Origin of the sequence: Streptosporangium roseum DSM 43021 (genome assembly GCF_000024865.1) — a bacterium.
Lineage (GTDB): Bacteria > Actinomycetota > Actinomycetes > Streptosporangiales > Streptosporangiaceae > Streptosporangium > Streptosporangium roseum.
Genome location: NC_013595.1, coordinates 8,225,030 through 8,239,650, shown reverse-complemented (window position 1 = coordinate 8,239,650; position 14,621 = coordinate 8,225,030). Strand labels below are relative to the sequence as shown.

11 protein-coding genes are annotated in these 14,621 nt (G+C 72.5%); 9 read left to right on the top strand and 2 right to left on the bottom strand.

Annotation, left to right across the window (positions count from 1 at the left end; translation table 11 throughout):
• Nucleotides 1-45: 45 nt before the first annotated feature.
• On the bottom strand, nucleotides 46-834 hold the full coding sequence (locus SROS_RS35945) for a Mut7-C RNAse domain-containing protein (RefSeq protein ID WP_012893865.1): 789 nt from the start codon (nucleotides 832-834) through the stop codon (nucleotides 46-48).
• Between the two features lie 219 nt (nucleotides 835-1,053).
• Here SROS_RS35945 and SROS_RS35940 point away from each other — a divergent pair, with 219 nt between their 5' ends.
• Complete coding sequence (locus SROS_RS35940; RefSeq protein ID WP_012893864.1) at nucleotides 1,054-3,180, top strand: alpha/beta hydrolase-fold protein; 2,127 nt, start codon at nucleotides 1,054-1,056, stop codon at nucleotides 3,178-3,180.
• 43 nt (nucleotides 3,181-3,223) lie between these two features.
• On the opposite strand, the gene SROS_RS35935 is transcribed toward SROS_RS35940, so the two are convergent.
• On the bottom strand, nucleotides 3,224-3,568 hold the full coding sequence (locus SROS_RS35935) for an MmcQ/YjbR family DNA-binding protein (protein WP_043653650.1): 345 nt from the start codon (nucleotides 3,566-3,568) through the stop codon (nucleotides 3,224-3,226).
• Between the two features lie 63 nt (nucleotides 3,569-3,631).
• Between SROS_RS35935 and SROS_RS35930 the strand changes: the two genes are divergently transcribed.
• The 8 genes from SROS_RS35930 (at nucleotide 3,632) to SROS_RS35895 (ending at nucleotide 14,562) form a co-directional block, all read left to right on the top strand.
• Entirely contained in the window at nucleotides 3,632-5,542 is a 1,911-nt protein-coding gene (locus SROS_RS35930) for a polysaccharide lyase family 8 super-sandwich domain-containing protein (protein WP_012893862.1), read from the top strand.
• Nucleotides 5,543-5,780: 238 nt separating this feature from the next.
• Nucleotides 5,781-7,661, top strand: coding sequence for an ABC transporter substrate-binding protein (locus SROS_RS35925; protein WP_012893861.1), 1,881 nt, complete (start codon nucleotides 5,781-5,783; stop codon nucleotides 7,659-7,661).
• On the top strand, nucleotides 7,654-8,694 hold the full coding sequence (locus SROS_RS35920) for an ABC transporter permease (RefSeq protein WP_012893860.1): 1,041 nt from the start codon (nucleotides 7,654-7,656) through the stop codon (nucleotides 8,692-8,694). The genes SROS_RS35925 and SROS_RS35920 overlap by 8 nt, the downstream gene beginning before the upstream one ends.
• Before the next feature lie 25 nt (nucleotides 8,695-8,719).
• Nucleotides 8,720-9,619 (top strand): ABC transporter permease, encoded by a 900-nt coding sequence (locus SROS_RS35915; protein ID WP_012893859.1) that lies wholly within the window; start codon nucleotides 8,720-8,722, stop codon nucleotides 9,617-9,619.
• Nucleotides 9,620-9,744: 125 nt separating this feature from the next.
• On the top strand, nucleotides 9,745-10,725 hold the full coding sequence (locus SROS_RS35910; protein WP_043657544.1) for an ABC transporter ATP-binding protein: 981 nt from the start codon (nucleotides 9,745-9,747) through the stop codon (nucleotides 10,723-10,725).
• Nucleotides 10,722-11,675, top strand: coding sequence for an ABC transporter ATP-binding protein (locus SROS_RS35905; protein ID WP_012893857.1), 954 nt, complete (start codon nucleotides 10,722-10,724; stop codon nucleotides 11,673-11,675). Before SROS_RS35910 ends, SROS_RS35905 begins: the two co-directional genes overlap by 4 nt.
• 25 nt (nucleotides 11,676-11,700) lie before the next feature.
• Entirely contained in the window at nucleotides 11,701-12,633 is a 933-nt protein-coding gene (locus SROS_RS35900; RefSeq protein WP_012893856.1) for a S66 peptidase family protein, read from the top strand.
• Nucleotides 12,634-12,846: 213 nt separating this feature from the next.
• Nucleotides 12,847-14,562: a cytochrome P450 family protein gene (locus SROS_RS35895; protein ID WP_012893855.1), complete on the top strand. Its 1,716-nt coding sequence runs from the start codon at nucleotides 12,847-12,849 to the stop codon at nucleotides 14,560-14,562.
• Nucleotides 14,563-14,621: the final 59 nt, after the last annotated feature.

The following is a 14,621-nucleotide window of genomic DNA, read 5'->3' as shown; positions in this document are numbered from 1 at the left end:
GGCGCCGCCGGAGTTCGGTTGCGACCGAGGTCCCGGTCCGGGAACCTACTGGCTGGAACCGACCGCGCGCGTCGCCGACCGTACGATCTCCTCCAGGTGCTCGCTGTGCGCGCCGCGCCAGTAGATCTGGCCGCACTCCGGGCAGCGGCCGTAGGCGTCGTAGGTGCGCCGGGTCCCGGCCTCCAGCAGGCGCTCGACCTCGTGCTTGCCGACGGGCGCCAGCTCCCCGTTGCAGGCCGTGCAGCGGGTCCACGGCCGTAGCGGCGGTGCGAATCGTTCCAGCAGGTCACGGAGCTGGTCGTGCGGGCTGCTGCCGCGCACGTAGGCGCCGAGCCAGAGCGCCCGGCGGCGCAGCAGCCCGCGGTCGCGGGTCAGCAGCACGCGGCGTTCCGCGTTCGCCTGGACGACCAGCGAGGGGTCGTCCATGTCGTTGTGGTAGGCCGCGTCCAGGCCCAGCAGCCGGAGCCGTCGCGCCAGGGTGCCGAGATGGACGTCGAGCAGGAACCGGGGAGCGAGCAGCCCCGGTTCGAGGGGCACCTGCTGGGGGCGGGGCACGGCGTGGACGTGGACCACGTCACCGGCGGCGGGCTGGTAGGACGGGCCGACCCCCGCGCCGTCGACGGTCATGGGCCCCACCTCCGGCAGCGGGATGCCGAGCGACTCCACGACGTGCCCCAGCGTCGACGTCCCGTCGGGCGCCACCCGCTGCCACTCGCGCCGGCGGCTCGCGGGCAGGAACAGCAGCAGCTCGGCGGTGATACGCAGATGTATGTCACGTTCGACCACGCTGTCAGCATGCCATCCTGACGGCGTTCCGCGCGGCCCGTGCGCCATGGCCGTCGCGGTGGCCTGGCCCGGGAGCGCGCGCGGGTCGCTCCGGGGGACACCGAGGTCGCGGCGCCCGCGCGGGCCGGAGAGGCGCCTGCCGACCCGGAGAGACGCCTATTGACATCGCCGGAACGGGCGAAGAGACTCACCCGAAACCATACTCACGGTCCGGGTGTGCGGACCGGCTTGCTGTAAACGTTTACAGCACTATCAAGGAGTGACCCGATGGCCGTTTCGCGATGGCGCGGGCTCGGTGTTCTGGCAGCTCTGGCACTTGTCGCCGTGCTGGCCGTACCCGGTCAGGCGCAGGTCGGCAAGGACCGGGCCGGCACGATCACCACGGGCTCGGCGCACTCCGCCGCGCTCGGCGAATCCATCGCGTACAACGTCTACCTGCCGCACGGCTACGACCGGGGCGCGGGGCGTTACCCGGTGCTCTACCTGCTCCACGGCAGGGGAGACACGATGCAGGCGTGGACCCAGGTCAAGGACACGCTGGACCGGCTGATCCAGGACAAGCGGATCCCCGGCCTCATCGCGGTCATGCCGGACGCGCCCTGGAGCGGAGGCGGCAGCTGGTACGTGGATTCGCGCTACACCGGCACCGACGCGCCCGGCCGGCCGGTGGAGACCGCGTTGACCCGCGACCTGGTGAACCACGTCGACTCCGCCTACCGCACCGCGCCGATCCGCAACGCGCGGATGGTCGGCGGCTACTCCATGGGCGGCTACGGCGCGCTGCGCTTCACCCTGGCCCACCCGGACCTCTTCGGCAGCGCGCTCGTCCTCAGCCCCGCCGTCTACACGCCGCTGCCGCCGGCGGACTCGTCGGCCCGCGAGTACGGCGCGTTCGGCCTCGGCGACCAGAAGTTCGCCGACGAGGTGTACCGCGGGCTCAACTACCCGGACCTGCTGCCCGGCATGGATCCCGAGCTGCCCGTGCGGCTGTTCGTCGCGGTGGGCGACGACGAGTACGCCAATCCGGACCCCGCCGACGCCCGCCACGACCTCGACTTCGAATCCGAGGCGCTCTACAACACCGTACGGCGGGCGCCGGGCGTCTCGGCGGAGATGCGCATCCTGGACGGCGGCCACGACTGGAGCGTCTGGGGGCCCGCGTTCGAACAGGGCATGGCGAACCTCGGCCCCATGCTGAGCGTGGTCCCGCCGACCGGGCTGCCCGCGCCGCTGTACGGCACCGCCGGCACCGACTGGGCGGGTGGCGTGGCGGCACATGCCGACGGCTCAGCCACGCTGGGCCTCGCCGCCGGTGGCCCGGTGAACGGCCGGCCGTACGCGGGCAAGCTGGACGCGGTCCTGATCCGCCGGAGTCCGGACGGCACCCCGCGGTGGACGAGACAGCTCGGCACCGCCGCCGACGAGCGCCTGTACGGCGTCGCCGCCCTGCCCGACGGAGGCGTGCTGGCCGCCGGCTACACCAGGGGCGACCTGGACGGCCGCCATCCCGGCAACACCACCGACGACGCCTTCGTGGTGCGGCTGGACGCGAGCGGCGAGGTCCGGTGGCTGACCCAGTTCGGCGCGGCCGGCGCGGCGGACCGCGCCTACGGGCTCACCGCCACCTCGGACGGCGGAGGCTACCTGGTCGGCTACACCAAGGGCGCGCTCGCCGGGACGAACAGCGGTGACAAGGACGCCTTCCTGACCCGGGTCGGCGCGGACGGGCAGATCGGCTGGACACGCCAGCTCGGCGGCGCCGGCGAGGACAAGGCCTACGGCGTGGCCGCCGACGCCACCGGTGTCTTCGTGGCCGGCAGCGCCACGGCGGGGCTGCCCGGCGCGCCGGCGCTCGGCGGGCTGGACGGCTGGATCGCCGGATACGGCACGGACGGCACCTCGCGGTGGGTGTCCGCCGCGGGCGGCGACGGCGACGACCGGCTCAGCGCGGTGACGGTGACCACGGACGGGCTCGCGGTGGCCACCGGGGAGAGCGGCGGCGACCTCCTGGCCGTGGCGTACACCTCCGGAGGCAGGCAGAAGTGGAGCAGGACCGTCGCCACCCCGGCCCCGGACGCGGGAGCCGGCGTGGTCGCGCTGCCCGGCGGCGCCGTCGAGGTGATCGGATACACCCGTGGCCGGATCGGTGTGGCGGCGGGCGGCGCCGACGTGCTGGCCGTGCGCCTGTCGGGCACGGGAAGGCAGCAGGCAGCCGCCCAGTTCGGCACGGCACGCGACGACGGCGTCGACCCGTTCGCCGAGCCGAACCTGTACGCGACGCCGACCCCGGCCGGGGACGTGCTGGTGACCGGGCTGACCTACGGGACTCCCGGCGACGGCACCGCGCCCGGCAACGGCGACGTGTTCCTGGCCACCGTCGACCCCACCGGATGAGACGCGCGGGCGGGCCCGGACACGGCCCGCCCGCGCCGTACGGCTATCGCCCGGCCTCGTGCGCGCTGACCAGCTGCTTGGGCGCCGTCAGGCACCACGCCTCGGTGACCAGCTCGAACAGCTCCTCCGGGTCGATCTTCTCCAGGCGCACCACGACCCAGCCGAACCGGCCCGCGGTGAACTGGACCTCGAACACCTCCGGACGCTCGGCCACCAGCGCGATCTGCTCCTCGATCGTCGCCTTGAGCCCCACGGTCTGCGTCTTCTCCCACAGGTAACCGAAACCCTTGCCGCGCACCTTCAGCGAGATCCAGTCGCCGCCCTCGCTCTGCCCGACCTCGGGCAGCCTGTCCAGCATCTCCAGGAACTCATCAACGCTCACACCCATGGCCCACATGTATCAGAGCCCTCCGACACTTAACGCACGGAGTGCGGGGGGAGGATATCGGGCATGCGCGATCTGGCGGCGGTACGGGACCGCCTGCGGCACGAACTCCTGGACCACCCCGTCGATCCGGCCGAGACGGCACGTCTCACCGGCGAGCTGGCGGCTGACGGCACATGGCCGGACATCGACTACACCGACCGGGACGCCCTGGCCTTCCGGCCGGTGGAGCACGTGGCGCGCGCACTGCGCCTGGCGCTGTCGGGGGAGCACCGGACCGCGGCGCTGAGCGCCCTCGACGCCTGGCGACGCCGCGGCCCGCGTAGCGACAACTGGTGGTTCAACGAGATCGGGGCGCCCCGGCTGGCCGGCGACGCGCTCCTCCTGATGGCCGGCGCGCTCGACGCGCGGCAGCGCGCGCGGTGGGGAGACTGGCTCGCCGGGTGCGCCGGTCCCGTCGAGATGACCGGCCAGAACCTCGTCTGGACCCAGGGGATCGTGCTGCGGCACGGGCTCCTGACGGACGACGGCGAGCTGGTCGCCTCGGCCGTCGCCCGGATGTCGGAGGTCCTGCGGGTGACCGACGGCGAGGGGATCCAGGACGACCTCAGCTTCCACCAGCACGGCGCGCAGCTGTACTCCGGCGGCTACGGCTCCGCGCTGGCCGCGGACCTGGCCCTGTGGGTCTACGTGGTGCACGGCAGCCCGTGGGCCTTCGGCGCGCCCGGGGTCCGGCTGCTCACCGACTTCCTGCTGGACGGCCAGCAGTGGGCGGTGCACGGAGACGGGTTCGACTTCACCACCATGGGACGCAACATCACCCGCGCCGCCGCGCACCGTGCCGCCGGCGAGCTGCGGCCCGCGCTCCGCAGGCTGCTGGCGGCGGGCGCGCCCAGGCGGGACGAGCTCGCCGCGTTCGACGCGCGCCTGGCCGGTGCCGGTGCCGAAGCCGGTGCTGGAACCGGAACCGGTGCCGAAGCCGAAGCCGGTGCTGGAACCGGAACCGGTGCTGAGGCCGGAGCCGGTGCCGGAGCTGATGCCGGTGCCGGGGGCGAAGCCGGGGCCGGGCGATCCGCCGGCGGCCTGGTCGGCTGCCGGTACTACCCCCGCTCGGACTACCTCGTGCACCGGCGGCCCACCTGGTCGGTGTCGGTGCGCATGTCGTCCACCCGGACCGCTCCCACCGAGAGCATGAACGGTGAGAACCTCCGGGGCCGCCACCTCGGCGACGGCGTCGCCGCGATCCGGGTCGGTGACGATCCGCAGGACGGCTACCGGGCCGTCATCCCGCTGTGGGACTGGTCCCGGCTCCCGGGCGTCACCGCCGAGTGGCTCCGCGACCCGGCGGGACTCTTCCCCCGCCCCAACCACCGGCACGGCGCTTCCGAGGACGTCGGCGGCTGGTCCGACGGCCGTCACGGCATCGCCGTGATGCGCCTGGAGGGGACGGACCGGATCACGGACGGCTGGAAGGCGTGGTTCTGCTTCGACGACCTGTTCGTCGCGCTCGGCGCCGGAATCACCGCGCCGTCGTCCGAGCATCCGGTGGTCACCACGATCGACCAGCGGCTGGCGGAGGGGCCGGTGACGGCGGGGCCGGACCCGGACCGTCCCCGTTACGTCCACCACGGACGCATCGGGTACGTGCCGCTGGCCGGCCACGGGGCCCTGTCAGCCTGGACGGAGCGCCGTACCGGCAGCTGGTCGGACGTCACCAGGACCGGTTCCGCCGAGCCGCTGTCGGCGGAGGTGTTTTCCATCGGGTTCGACCACGGCGCACGGCCGGACGGCGCCTCCTACGCCTGTCTGGTCCTGCCCGACGCGGACCGGACGGCCACCGCCGAGCGGTCCGTCGCCCCGGGCGTCACCGTGCTGTCGAACACGCCCGAGCTGCAGTCGGTCCGCTGTCACCGCAGTGGCGTCACCCTCACCGCCCGGCACGGCGCGGCCGGGCTCGCACTGACCCGGGAGCCGTGACCTCACGCCGGGAGCCGGCCCGGCGTGGTCCGGCACCGTCCCGTCCCGTCCCCGCGACGTTCCACGATCGGCTCCGGGCATCCGTCCCCCGGCCCAAGGTAGGGGCAGGCGGAGGCGTGGAGCGGGAGCATCACGATTTTCGATGCTCAGGTCGTAAAGCGTTCACGGTTCTTGGGGGCGTGCCCACTGATCGTCAGCATTCGTTCACACACGCATGCCGAACGACCAGGAGACATCAATGGGGACAGGCAACTCGCGGCGCAGGCTGGCCCTTGCCGCTTGCGCGCTGAGCGGTTCACTGGTGGCCGCTGCCACCACCTTCGGCGCCGCAGCCGCCGCAGCCGCCGCAGCCGCCGCGCCGGACGCGTCCGTGTCCGCGTCGCAGGAGACCACGCTGCGGGTGAAGATGTCGGGCGCGGGCGTCGACACGCTCAACCCGTTCCTCGCCTTCTTCAACGGCGCCCTGGACATCTTCGGCTCGATCTACCCCACGCTGAACTCGCTGGACGAGAACGGCAAGCCGGGCCCGTACCTGGCCGAGTCGTGGACGCCGTCGGAGGACAAGCTCACCTGGACCTTCAAGCTCAAGGACGGTCTGAAGTGGAGCGACGGCAAGCCGATCACGGCTGAGGACGCCGCCTGGACCCTCAACCTGATCATGACCGACACGGTCGCGGGCACCGCCAACGGCTCGCTGGTCGGCAACTTCGAGTCCGTCACCGCGACCGACCCTACGACGCTGGTCATCAAGACCAAGGCGCCGCAGGCCAACGTCGTCTACGTGAGCATCCCGATCAGCGGCATCCCGATCGTGCCGAAGCACATCTGGGAGCCGCGGGCCAAGAACCTCAAGGACGCCAAGAACGACACCTTCCCCGTCGTCGGCTACGGCCCGTGGACGCTCACGGACTACAAGCCCGAGCAGTACGCGAAGTTCGACGCCAACAAGGACTTCATCCTCGGCAGGCCCGGCTTCGACCACATGATCCAGCAGAGCTTCAAGTCGACCGACGCCGCCGTCGCCGCGCTGCGCAGCGGCCAGCTGGACTACATCAACGCCGTGAACCCGACCCAGTTCAAGGCGCTGCAGGCGGACAAGAGCCTGCTGACCGCCCAGGAGGTCGGCAACGGCTGGACCGGTGTCGAGGTCAACCACAACGCCCGCACCCGCACCGGCAAGAAGATCGGCACCGGCCATCCCGCGCTCGGCGACCCGGTGCTGCGCCGCGCGATCTCGCTGGCCACCGACAGGAAGACGCTGGTCACCAAGGTGCTCGACGGCATGGGCGTGGCCGGCTCCGGCTACCTGCCCCCGGCCTGGCCGCAGTGGAGCTGGAAGCCGGCCGCGGGCCAGGAGACGCCGTTCGACCTCGCCCAGGCCGGCAAGATCCTCGACGACGCCGGCTACACCAAGGGCGCCGACGGCGTCCGCGTCGACCCCAAGAGCGGCAGGCCGCTGGAGCTGCGCCTCGGCATCCACTCCGACGACACGGCCGACGCGGGCATCTCCACCTACCTCAAGGGCTGGCTGGAGACGATCGGGATCAAGCTCAAGATCCAGACGCTGAGCATGAGCGCGCTCAACAGCGACCTGGCCAAGGGCGACTGGGACCTGCTGATGGACGGCTGGACCACCGGCCCCGACCCGACCTACCTGCTCGGCATCCAGACCTGCGCCACGCTGCCCAAGGACGACGGCACCGGCGGCAACACCGACGCCTTCTTCTGCGACGAGGCCTACGACGAGCTGTTCAAGAAGCAGCTCACCACGTTCGACCAGGACGAGCGGGCCAAGGTCGTCGCCGAGATGCAGGACATCCTGTACAAGGCCGACGTCGACCAGATCCACTTCTACGCCAACACCCTCGACGTCGCCCGCACCGACACCGTGACCGGCCTGATCACCGGGCAGCCGGACGCGCAGGGCATGTACCCGGCGCAGACCGCGTTCTGGAGCTACCTCAAGGCCGCGCCGCCCGCCGCCAAGCCGGCCGCCGCCTCGGCCGGGGAGGAGAGCGGCGGCGGCCAGCTGTGGGTCGGCGCGGGCGTCCTGCTCCTCGCGCTCGTCGGCGGCGGGATCGTGCTCAGGCGCCGCTCGGGCGCGGGCGACCGTGAGTAGTCTCACCGCCGCGGGCCCGGCCAAGGTCAGGGGGCAGGGGGTCAAGCGGTCGGGCTTCCTGCCCTACCTGGGCTCGAAGCTGGTCGCGGCGCTGGTGAGCTTCTTCGTCACACTGGTCATCGGCTTCGTGATCTTCAGCCTGATGCCGGCCGACCCGGTCCGCACCCTGACCAGGGGTCGCCCCACGAGCGAGGCCCAGCTCGCCCAGATCCGGGTCCAGCTCGGCCTGGACGACCCGGTCTGGGAGCGCTTCCTCACCTTCGTCGGCGACACGCTCAAGGGCGAGCTCGGTTACTCCTGGCAGTTCCAGCAGTCGGTCTCGTCGCTGGTGGCCGACCGGCTCGGGCCGACCCTGCTCCTCATGGGCACGGCCGCGCTCCTGTCGATCGCGCTCGGCCTGTGGCTGGGCATCCGCAGCGGCTGGCGGCACGGCAGCCTGTTCGACCGGATCGCCTCCGGCACCTCGCTCACGCTGTGGTCGGTGCCGACGTTCTGGCTCGGCATGATCCTGCTGGTCGCCTTCAGCGTGGGTGTCGGCCCGATCCCGAGCCTGCTCCCCGCGGGCGGGATGAGCGACCCCGCGCTGCCGCAGGAGGGCTGGACCCACGTCGTCGACGTGGCCAGGCACCTCGTGCTGCCCTGCCTGACCATGGTGCTGGTGGTCTTCGCCCAGTACGTCACGGTGATGCGCACCTCGATCATCGACGAGATGGGCAGCCCCTACCTGCTGACCGCCAAGGCCAAGGGCCTGACCGACGACGCCGTACGGCGGCGCCACGCGGTGCCGAACGCGCTGCTGCCCTCGGTCACGATGATCTTCATGCATCTCGGCGTGCTGGTCAGCGGGGCGATCACGGTCGAGGCCGTCTACTCCTGGCCCGGCCTCGGCTACCTGACCTACGAGGCGCTCAAGATCCCCGACCTGCCCCTGCTCCAGGGCACCTTCATCGTCTTCAGCGCGAGTGTGATCATCATGAACCTTCTGGCGGACGTGGTCTACCGCTTCCTCGACCCGAGAGTGCGAGCCCAATGAAGCGCCTTCCCCCGGGCGGTGTCCGGTGACCGCCGCCACGCACGCCCCGGCCGCGGTCGAGGTCCCACGCCACCACGCGTTCGGCCGGTTCTGCCGCGCCTACGCCAGGCGGCCCGCCGGCCTGGCCGGACTCGGCCTGCTCGTCGCCTTCGGCGCGCTGGCCCTGGCCGCGCCGCTGTTCATCGGCGACGACCAGCTCAACGTGATCAGGGTGGACGGCCCGCAGCTCTCCCCGCCCGTCGACGGCTACCCGCTCGGCACCGACCAGGCGGGCCGCTCGGTCCTGCTGCTGGTCATCTGGGGCGCGCGTGAGTCGCTCAGCATCGGCATCATCGCCACCGCGCTCACCGTGGTCCTCGGCAGCACGGTCGGCCTGCTGGCCGGGCACTACCAGGGCCGGGTCGGCCAGGGCCTGATGCACGTGACCGACTGGTTCATCGCGCTGCCCAGCCTGCCGCTGGCCATCTCGCTGTCGGCCGTGCTCGGCCAGGGCGCGGCGTCGATCACGATCGCCATCGCGGTCACCTCGTGGACCGCCACCGCCCGCCTCGTGCGCGCCCAGACGCTCGCCGTCGAGGCGAGACCCTTCATCGAGCGGGCCAGGGCGCTGGGCGCGGGCAACACCCAGATCATGATCAGGCACGTGCTGCCCAACGTCATGCCGCTGATCCTGGTCTCCAGCACGCTCACCGTCGCCTCGGCGATCCTGTCGGAGGCCACGCTGACCTTCCTCGGCCTCGGTGACCCGACCAGCGTGACCTGGGGCTCGATGCTCCAGGCGGCTTTCGCGGGCGGCGCGGTCACCGCGGGCGCGTGGTGGTACCTGATACCGCCGGGCATCGCGATCCTCATCGTCGTGCTCGGCTTCACGCTCGTCGGCCGGGCCGTCGAGCACGTGCTCAACCCGAGGATGGTGGGCCGATGACGGCGAGGGACCGGACCCGGGCGCCGGAGGCGTCCGTGGCGGCGAGGGGACAGGTCCAGGCGCCGGAGGCGCCCGTGGCGGCGAGCGGGCAGGCCCCGGCACCGGAGGAGCGGCCCGGGACCCCGATGCTCGACGTGCGCGACCTGCGGGTGACCTACCGCAACGGCGAGCGCGCCGTGCCCGCCGTACGCGGCGTGAGCTTCATCCTCGACCGCGGCCAGACCCTCGGCGTCGCGGGGGAGTCGGGCTCGGGCAAGTCCACGATGGCGCTCGGCCTGCTGCGGCTGCTGGCCCCCTCCGCCCAGGTGAGCGGCGAGGTGCTGTTCGAGGGCGAGGACCTGCTGACCGCCAGGTGGGCGCGGCTGCGCGCGGTGCGCTGGTCGGCGGCCTCCGTGGTGTTCCAGGGCGCGATGAGCGCGCTCAACCCGGTGCGCACGGTCGGCGAGCAGATCTGCGAGCCCATCCTGCTGCACGAGAAGGTCGGGCAGAGGGCGGCACGCAGGCGGGCGGCCGAGCTGCTCGACAGCGTCGGCGTGCCGTCGCGGCGCTCGGGCTCCTACCCGCACGAGTTCTCCGGCGGCCAGCGCCAGCGCATCATGATCGCAATGTCGCTGGCCTGCCGGCCCGACCTGATCATCGCCGACGAGCCGACCACCGCGCTCGACGTCATGGTCCAGGCGCAGGTGCTGGAGCTGCTCGGCGAGCTGGTACGCGAGTCGGGCATCGGCGTCATCATGATCAGCCATGACCTGTCGGTGCTGTCGCACATGTGCGAGCGGCTGGCCGTCATGTACGCGGGGCAGATCGCCGAGATCGGCCCGTCCAGGCAGCTCATCGCCGAGCCGCGGCACCCGTACACGCGGGCGCTCGGCCGGGCCTTCCCGACGATCGGCGACCCGGCCTCACGGCTCGCGCCCGCCGGGCTGCCCGGCGACCCGCCCACGCCGCCCGAGCTGGCCAGGCTCAGCGAGAGCAGGGGCTGCGCCTTCGAGCCGCGCTGCTCCGAGGCCGTGGCGGCCTGCCGTACCGAGACCGTGGAGCTGTGGCCGAGCGGTCCGTTGCGCGAGGCCGCGTGCCTGCGCGTGCTGGAAGGGAGCGGGACGTGAAACCCGTGCTGGAAGTCCGCGACCTGATGGTCACCTACCCGCCGCGCAGGGGCGCCGCGCCCGCGCGCGCCGTCGACGGGGTGAACCTGCAGGTACGGCGGGGCGAGATCGTCGCGCTCGTCGGCGAGTCGGGGTGCGGCAAGTCCACGCTGGCCAGAGCCCTGGTCGGGCTGGTCAAACCGACCGGCGGCCAGGTGCTGGGCGACGGCGAGCCCCTCGGATACTCCGCCGCCGCGCTGAAGGCCTACCGCCGCCACACCCAGCTCGTCCTGCAGGACCCGGGCGGCGCGCTCAACCCCAGGCAGAACGTCTTCGACGCCGTCGCCGAGGGGCCCCGGCTGCACGGGCTGACCGATCGGCTCGGCGAACGGGTGCACGCCGCGCTGGCCAAAGCCGGGCTGCGGCCGCCCGAGGAGTTCGCGGGGCGCTTCCCGCACGAGATGTCCGGCGGCCAGCAGCAGCGCGTCGTCATCGCGGGGGCGCTCGCGCTCGAACCCTCGGTCATCGTCGCCGACGAGCCGGTGGCCTCGCTCGACGCCTCCGTCAGGGGCGAGATCCTCAAGCTGATCCTGGAGCTGCGCGACTCGCTCGGCCTGTCCGCATTGGTCGTCAGCCACGACCTCGGCCTGGCCTGGAACATCGCAGACAGGGTCGCGGTCATGTACCTCGGCAGGATCGTCGAGACCGGCACGGTCGAAGAGGTCCTGCTACGTCCCAAACACCCCTACACCAGGGCGCTGCTGTCGGTGCTGCCCGACTCGGGCGAGCAGCCCGTGCTGCTCACCGGCGAGCCGCCGGACCCGGCCGCCGTCCCCGGCGGCTGCCGCTTCCACCCCCGGTGCCCGCTCAGAGCGGCCGGTCAGGACACGCTGTGCGACAGCCACGACCTGCCCGTCCTGACCGGCGATCCGTCGAGGTCCAGCCTCGCCGCCTGCCATCTCGTCCACTGAACCCGCCCACCGAAGGAGCCCTCCGATGACCGCTTTCCTCCGTCCGTCCGCCCTGCGACCCGGCGCCCGCGTCGCCGTCATCGCCGCGAGCAGCCCGCCCAACCAGGCCAACCTGGACCGCGGTCTGGTGGCGATGGAGGAGAGCGGCCTCAAACCCGAGGTGTTCGCCTCCTCCCGGGCCGGCGGGACCGAGTACGACTACCTGGCGGGCGACGACCTCCTGCGGGCGGGCGACCTGACCAGGGCGCTCGGCGACCCGGCCTTCGACGCGGTCTTCTGCGCCGGCGGCGGGTACGGCATGCAGCGCACGCTGGAGCTGGTCGACTGGTCGAAGATCGACGCGGCCAGGCCGAAGGTCGTGGTGGGCTACTCCGACGTGACCGCGCTGCTGGAGGCGATCGCGGTCAAGCTGGGCTGGGCGTCGCTGTTCGGGCCGATGGTCGCCTGCGACGGCTTCTACCAGGGACCGGGTGAGTACGACTTCGACGAGCTGATGAAGCTGCTGTTTCACCCGGAGACGGTGACCGAGCTGGTCTTCCCCGACGCCAGGACCGTCGTCCCCGGCGTCGCGGAGGGCCACACGCTGGGCGGCACGGCCACGCTGCTGGCCGCCTCGATCGGCACCGACACCTCGCTGCCCGCCCGGGGGGCGATCCTCTTCCTTGAGGACGTGGACGAGGAGCTGTTCCGGATGGACCGCTACATCACCCAGCTCCGCCGGGCCACCTACAGCGACGGCGTGGCCGGGATCCTGCTCGGCACGTTCACCAACTGCGGCGAGCCGCGCGACGTCGAGCGCATGCTGGTGGAGCGGCTGAGCGATCTCGGAGTGCCGGTCCTCGCCGGAGCGGACATCGGGCACGGCATCTCGATGCAGACCTACCCGATCGGGGTCAGGGCCCAGCTCGACACCGAGGCGGGCAGGCTGCGCCTCCTGGAGCCGGCGCTCATGCCCTGACCCGCGTTTCCCGGAGCCGGAATCAGGGGTCCTTCCGGACAGGAGGGGTGATCCTGCCGGTCGCTGCCGTCCTCGGCGACGGATTCCGCAGGTGACGCCCGCGCCAAGAACCTTTACAAGTCAGCCACAAGAGCTTCCCAAGCCCTCTCGGAAACATTGGTCATCAGCCAGCCGAGACGTTCCGGACCAGCGGTACCGGAAGGGGGAGTTGAGATGGCGACAGTCGCCAGTGGTGGCGGGGTCGGGGCGCTGCCCGCCACGGCCCCGAAGGGGGATGAGCCGGGTGCCACCGCCGGGGGGCGGGTCCTGGTGATCCTCAACCCGGGGGCCGGGAGCGAGCGCCTGGAGGACGAGCTCACCGGCCGCGGCCGGCGGGTGCGGGTGGCCGGCGTGCCGGCCGGCGACCTCGCCGCCTGCGTCGGGGGGATCACGGATTTCCTGGCGGCGCCGGACAGCCCGGACCGCGCCGTACTGCTCGGCTACGGTGCGGCCGGACCGGCGGCGATCGAGGTCGCGGACCGTCATCCGGAGCGGGTGGCCGCGGTGGTGGTCGTGGGGCCGCCGGGTGGCGGGGGCCTGGCTCTCGGAGACTCCGCACCGGAGCTGCTCTGCCCGGTCCTGGTGCTGTCCGCCGCCGATCCGGAGGCGGCGGTCCCGGTGCTCGTCCCCTTCCTGGACGATCTGGACCGGCAGGCGGGCGAGGCGGGCGCTCACGCGCAGGTCCCGGCACGGCTCCCGGCGCTCACCCCGGCGATCTTCAACGATCCCGGCGCGCTCCGGCAGTGGCGGGAGCTGGGGCCGGTCCACCGGGTCAACACGGCCGACGTGGCGACGTCCTGGGTTCTGACCGGACACGAGGCGACCACCACGGCGCTCGCCGGTCCGGGACTGGCCGGCGAGGTGGAGATCACTGCGGGGTTCCGGCTCCAGTCGGCCGATCCGGCCCTCGCGCACCGGGGCGAGCTGGACCTGATTACGATCGAGGGCCGGGAACACGCCCGGCTGCGCCGGCTGATCGAGCGGCACCTCACCCCGGAACGGGTGGAGGCGCTGCGTCCGCGCATCCAGCGGGAGACCGACGCGCTGCTGGACGCGGTCCCCTCCCGCGAGGTGATCGACCTCCTCCAGAGGTTCGCCTACCCCCTGCCGGTCGCCGTCCTGTGCGAGCTGTTCGGCGTGCCGGAGCGGGACCGGGGCTACATACACGAATGGATCCTGGAGAGGCTGGTCTCCCCGCCGCCCAAGGCGCACGGCGACATCGACGACTACCTGCGCGTCCTGATCGCGGACAGGAGGGCCCGGCCCTCGGACGACCTGCTCGGCTGGGTCGTCGAAGCCGAGGGGGACGGCCTGTCCGAAGAGGACCTCGTCTCGGCGGCCAGGTTCCTGATGGTGAACGGCCACCGGGCGCCGACCACCGTGCTGGCGAGCGGCGTCGCCGCCCTGCTACGGCGGGAGCAGTGGAAACGGCTCGCGGACGACCCCACGCTGACCGTCACCGCGGTCGAGGAGCTGCTGCGGCTCGTCACACCGTTCCCCGTGGGCATCCCCCGTCACGTGGCGGCCCCGATCGACGTGAAGGGCACGCCGATCCCGGAGGGGAGCCTCCTCACCGCGTCACTCGTGGCGGCCAACCGGGACCCGTCGTTCTTCGCCGATCCGGACCTGCTGGACATCAGGCGGACGAGCAACCCCCACCTCGCCTTCGGTCACGGCCACCACCACTGCCTGGGGGCGGAACTGGCCAGAGCCCAGCTGCAGATCGCCATCGGCACGCTCGCCCGGCGCTTCCCGGACATGGAGCTCGCCCGCGACTCCCAGAGCCTGCACTACCGGCAGAGCAGCGTTCGCTACCTCCTTGGACTGCCGATCGTCCTCGAACCGGACCGGAGCGTCCCCGGTGGCCGGCGTCCGCCGGACGGAGCGTGATGTCAGGAAACACGATCTCGTCCGAATGATTCCCCTCACGCTTTCAGCATCCAGGAGTC

Excerpts from the sequence above, each read along its gene's own strand:
- SROS_RS35945 (WP_012893865.1), bottom strand. The coding sequence starts at position 834 with ATGGCGCACGGGCCGCGCGGAACGCCGTCAGGATGGCATGCTGACAGC.
- SROS_RS35940 (WP_012893864.1), top strand. The coding sequence starts at position 1,054 with ATGGCCGTTTCGCGATGGCGCGGGCTCGGTGTTCTGGCAGCTCTGGCA.
- SROS_RS35935 (WP_043653650.1), bottom strand. The coding sequence starts at position 3,568 with ATGGGTGTGAGCGTTGATGAGTTCCTGGAGATGCTGGACAGGCTGCCC.
- SROS_RS35930 (WP_012893862.1), top strand. The coding sequence starts at position 3,632 with ATGCGCGATCTGGCGGCGGTACGGGACCGCCTGCGGCACGAACTCCTG.
- SROS_RS35925 (WP_012893861.1), top strand. The coding sequence starts at position 5,781 with ATGGGGACAGGCAACTCGCGGCGCAGGCTGGCCCTTGCCGCTTGCGCG.
- SROS_RS35910 (WP_043657544.1), top strand. The coding sequence starts at position 9,745 with ATGCTCGACGTGCGCGACCTGCGGGTGACCTACCGCAACGGCGAGCGC.
- SROS_RS35900 (WP_012893856.1), top strand. The coding sequence starts at position 11,701 with ATGACCGCTTTCCTCCGTCCGTCCGCCCTGCGACCCGGCGCCCGCGTC.
- SROS_RS35895 (WP_012893855.1), top strand. The coding sequence starts at position 12,847 with ATGGCGACAGTCGCCAGTGGTGGCGGGGTCGGGGCGCTGCCCGCCACG.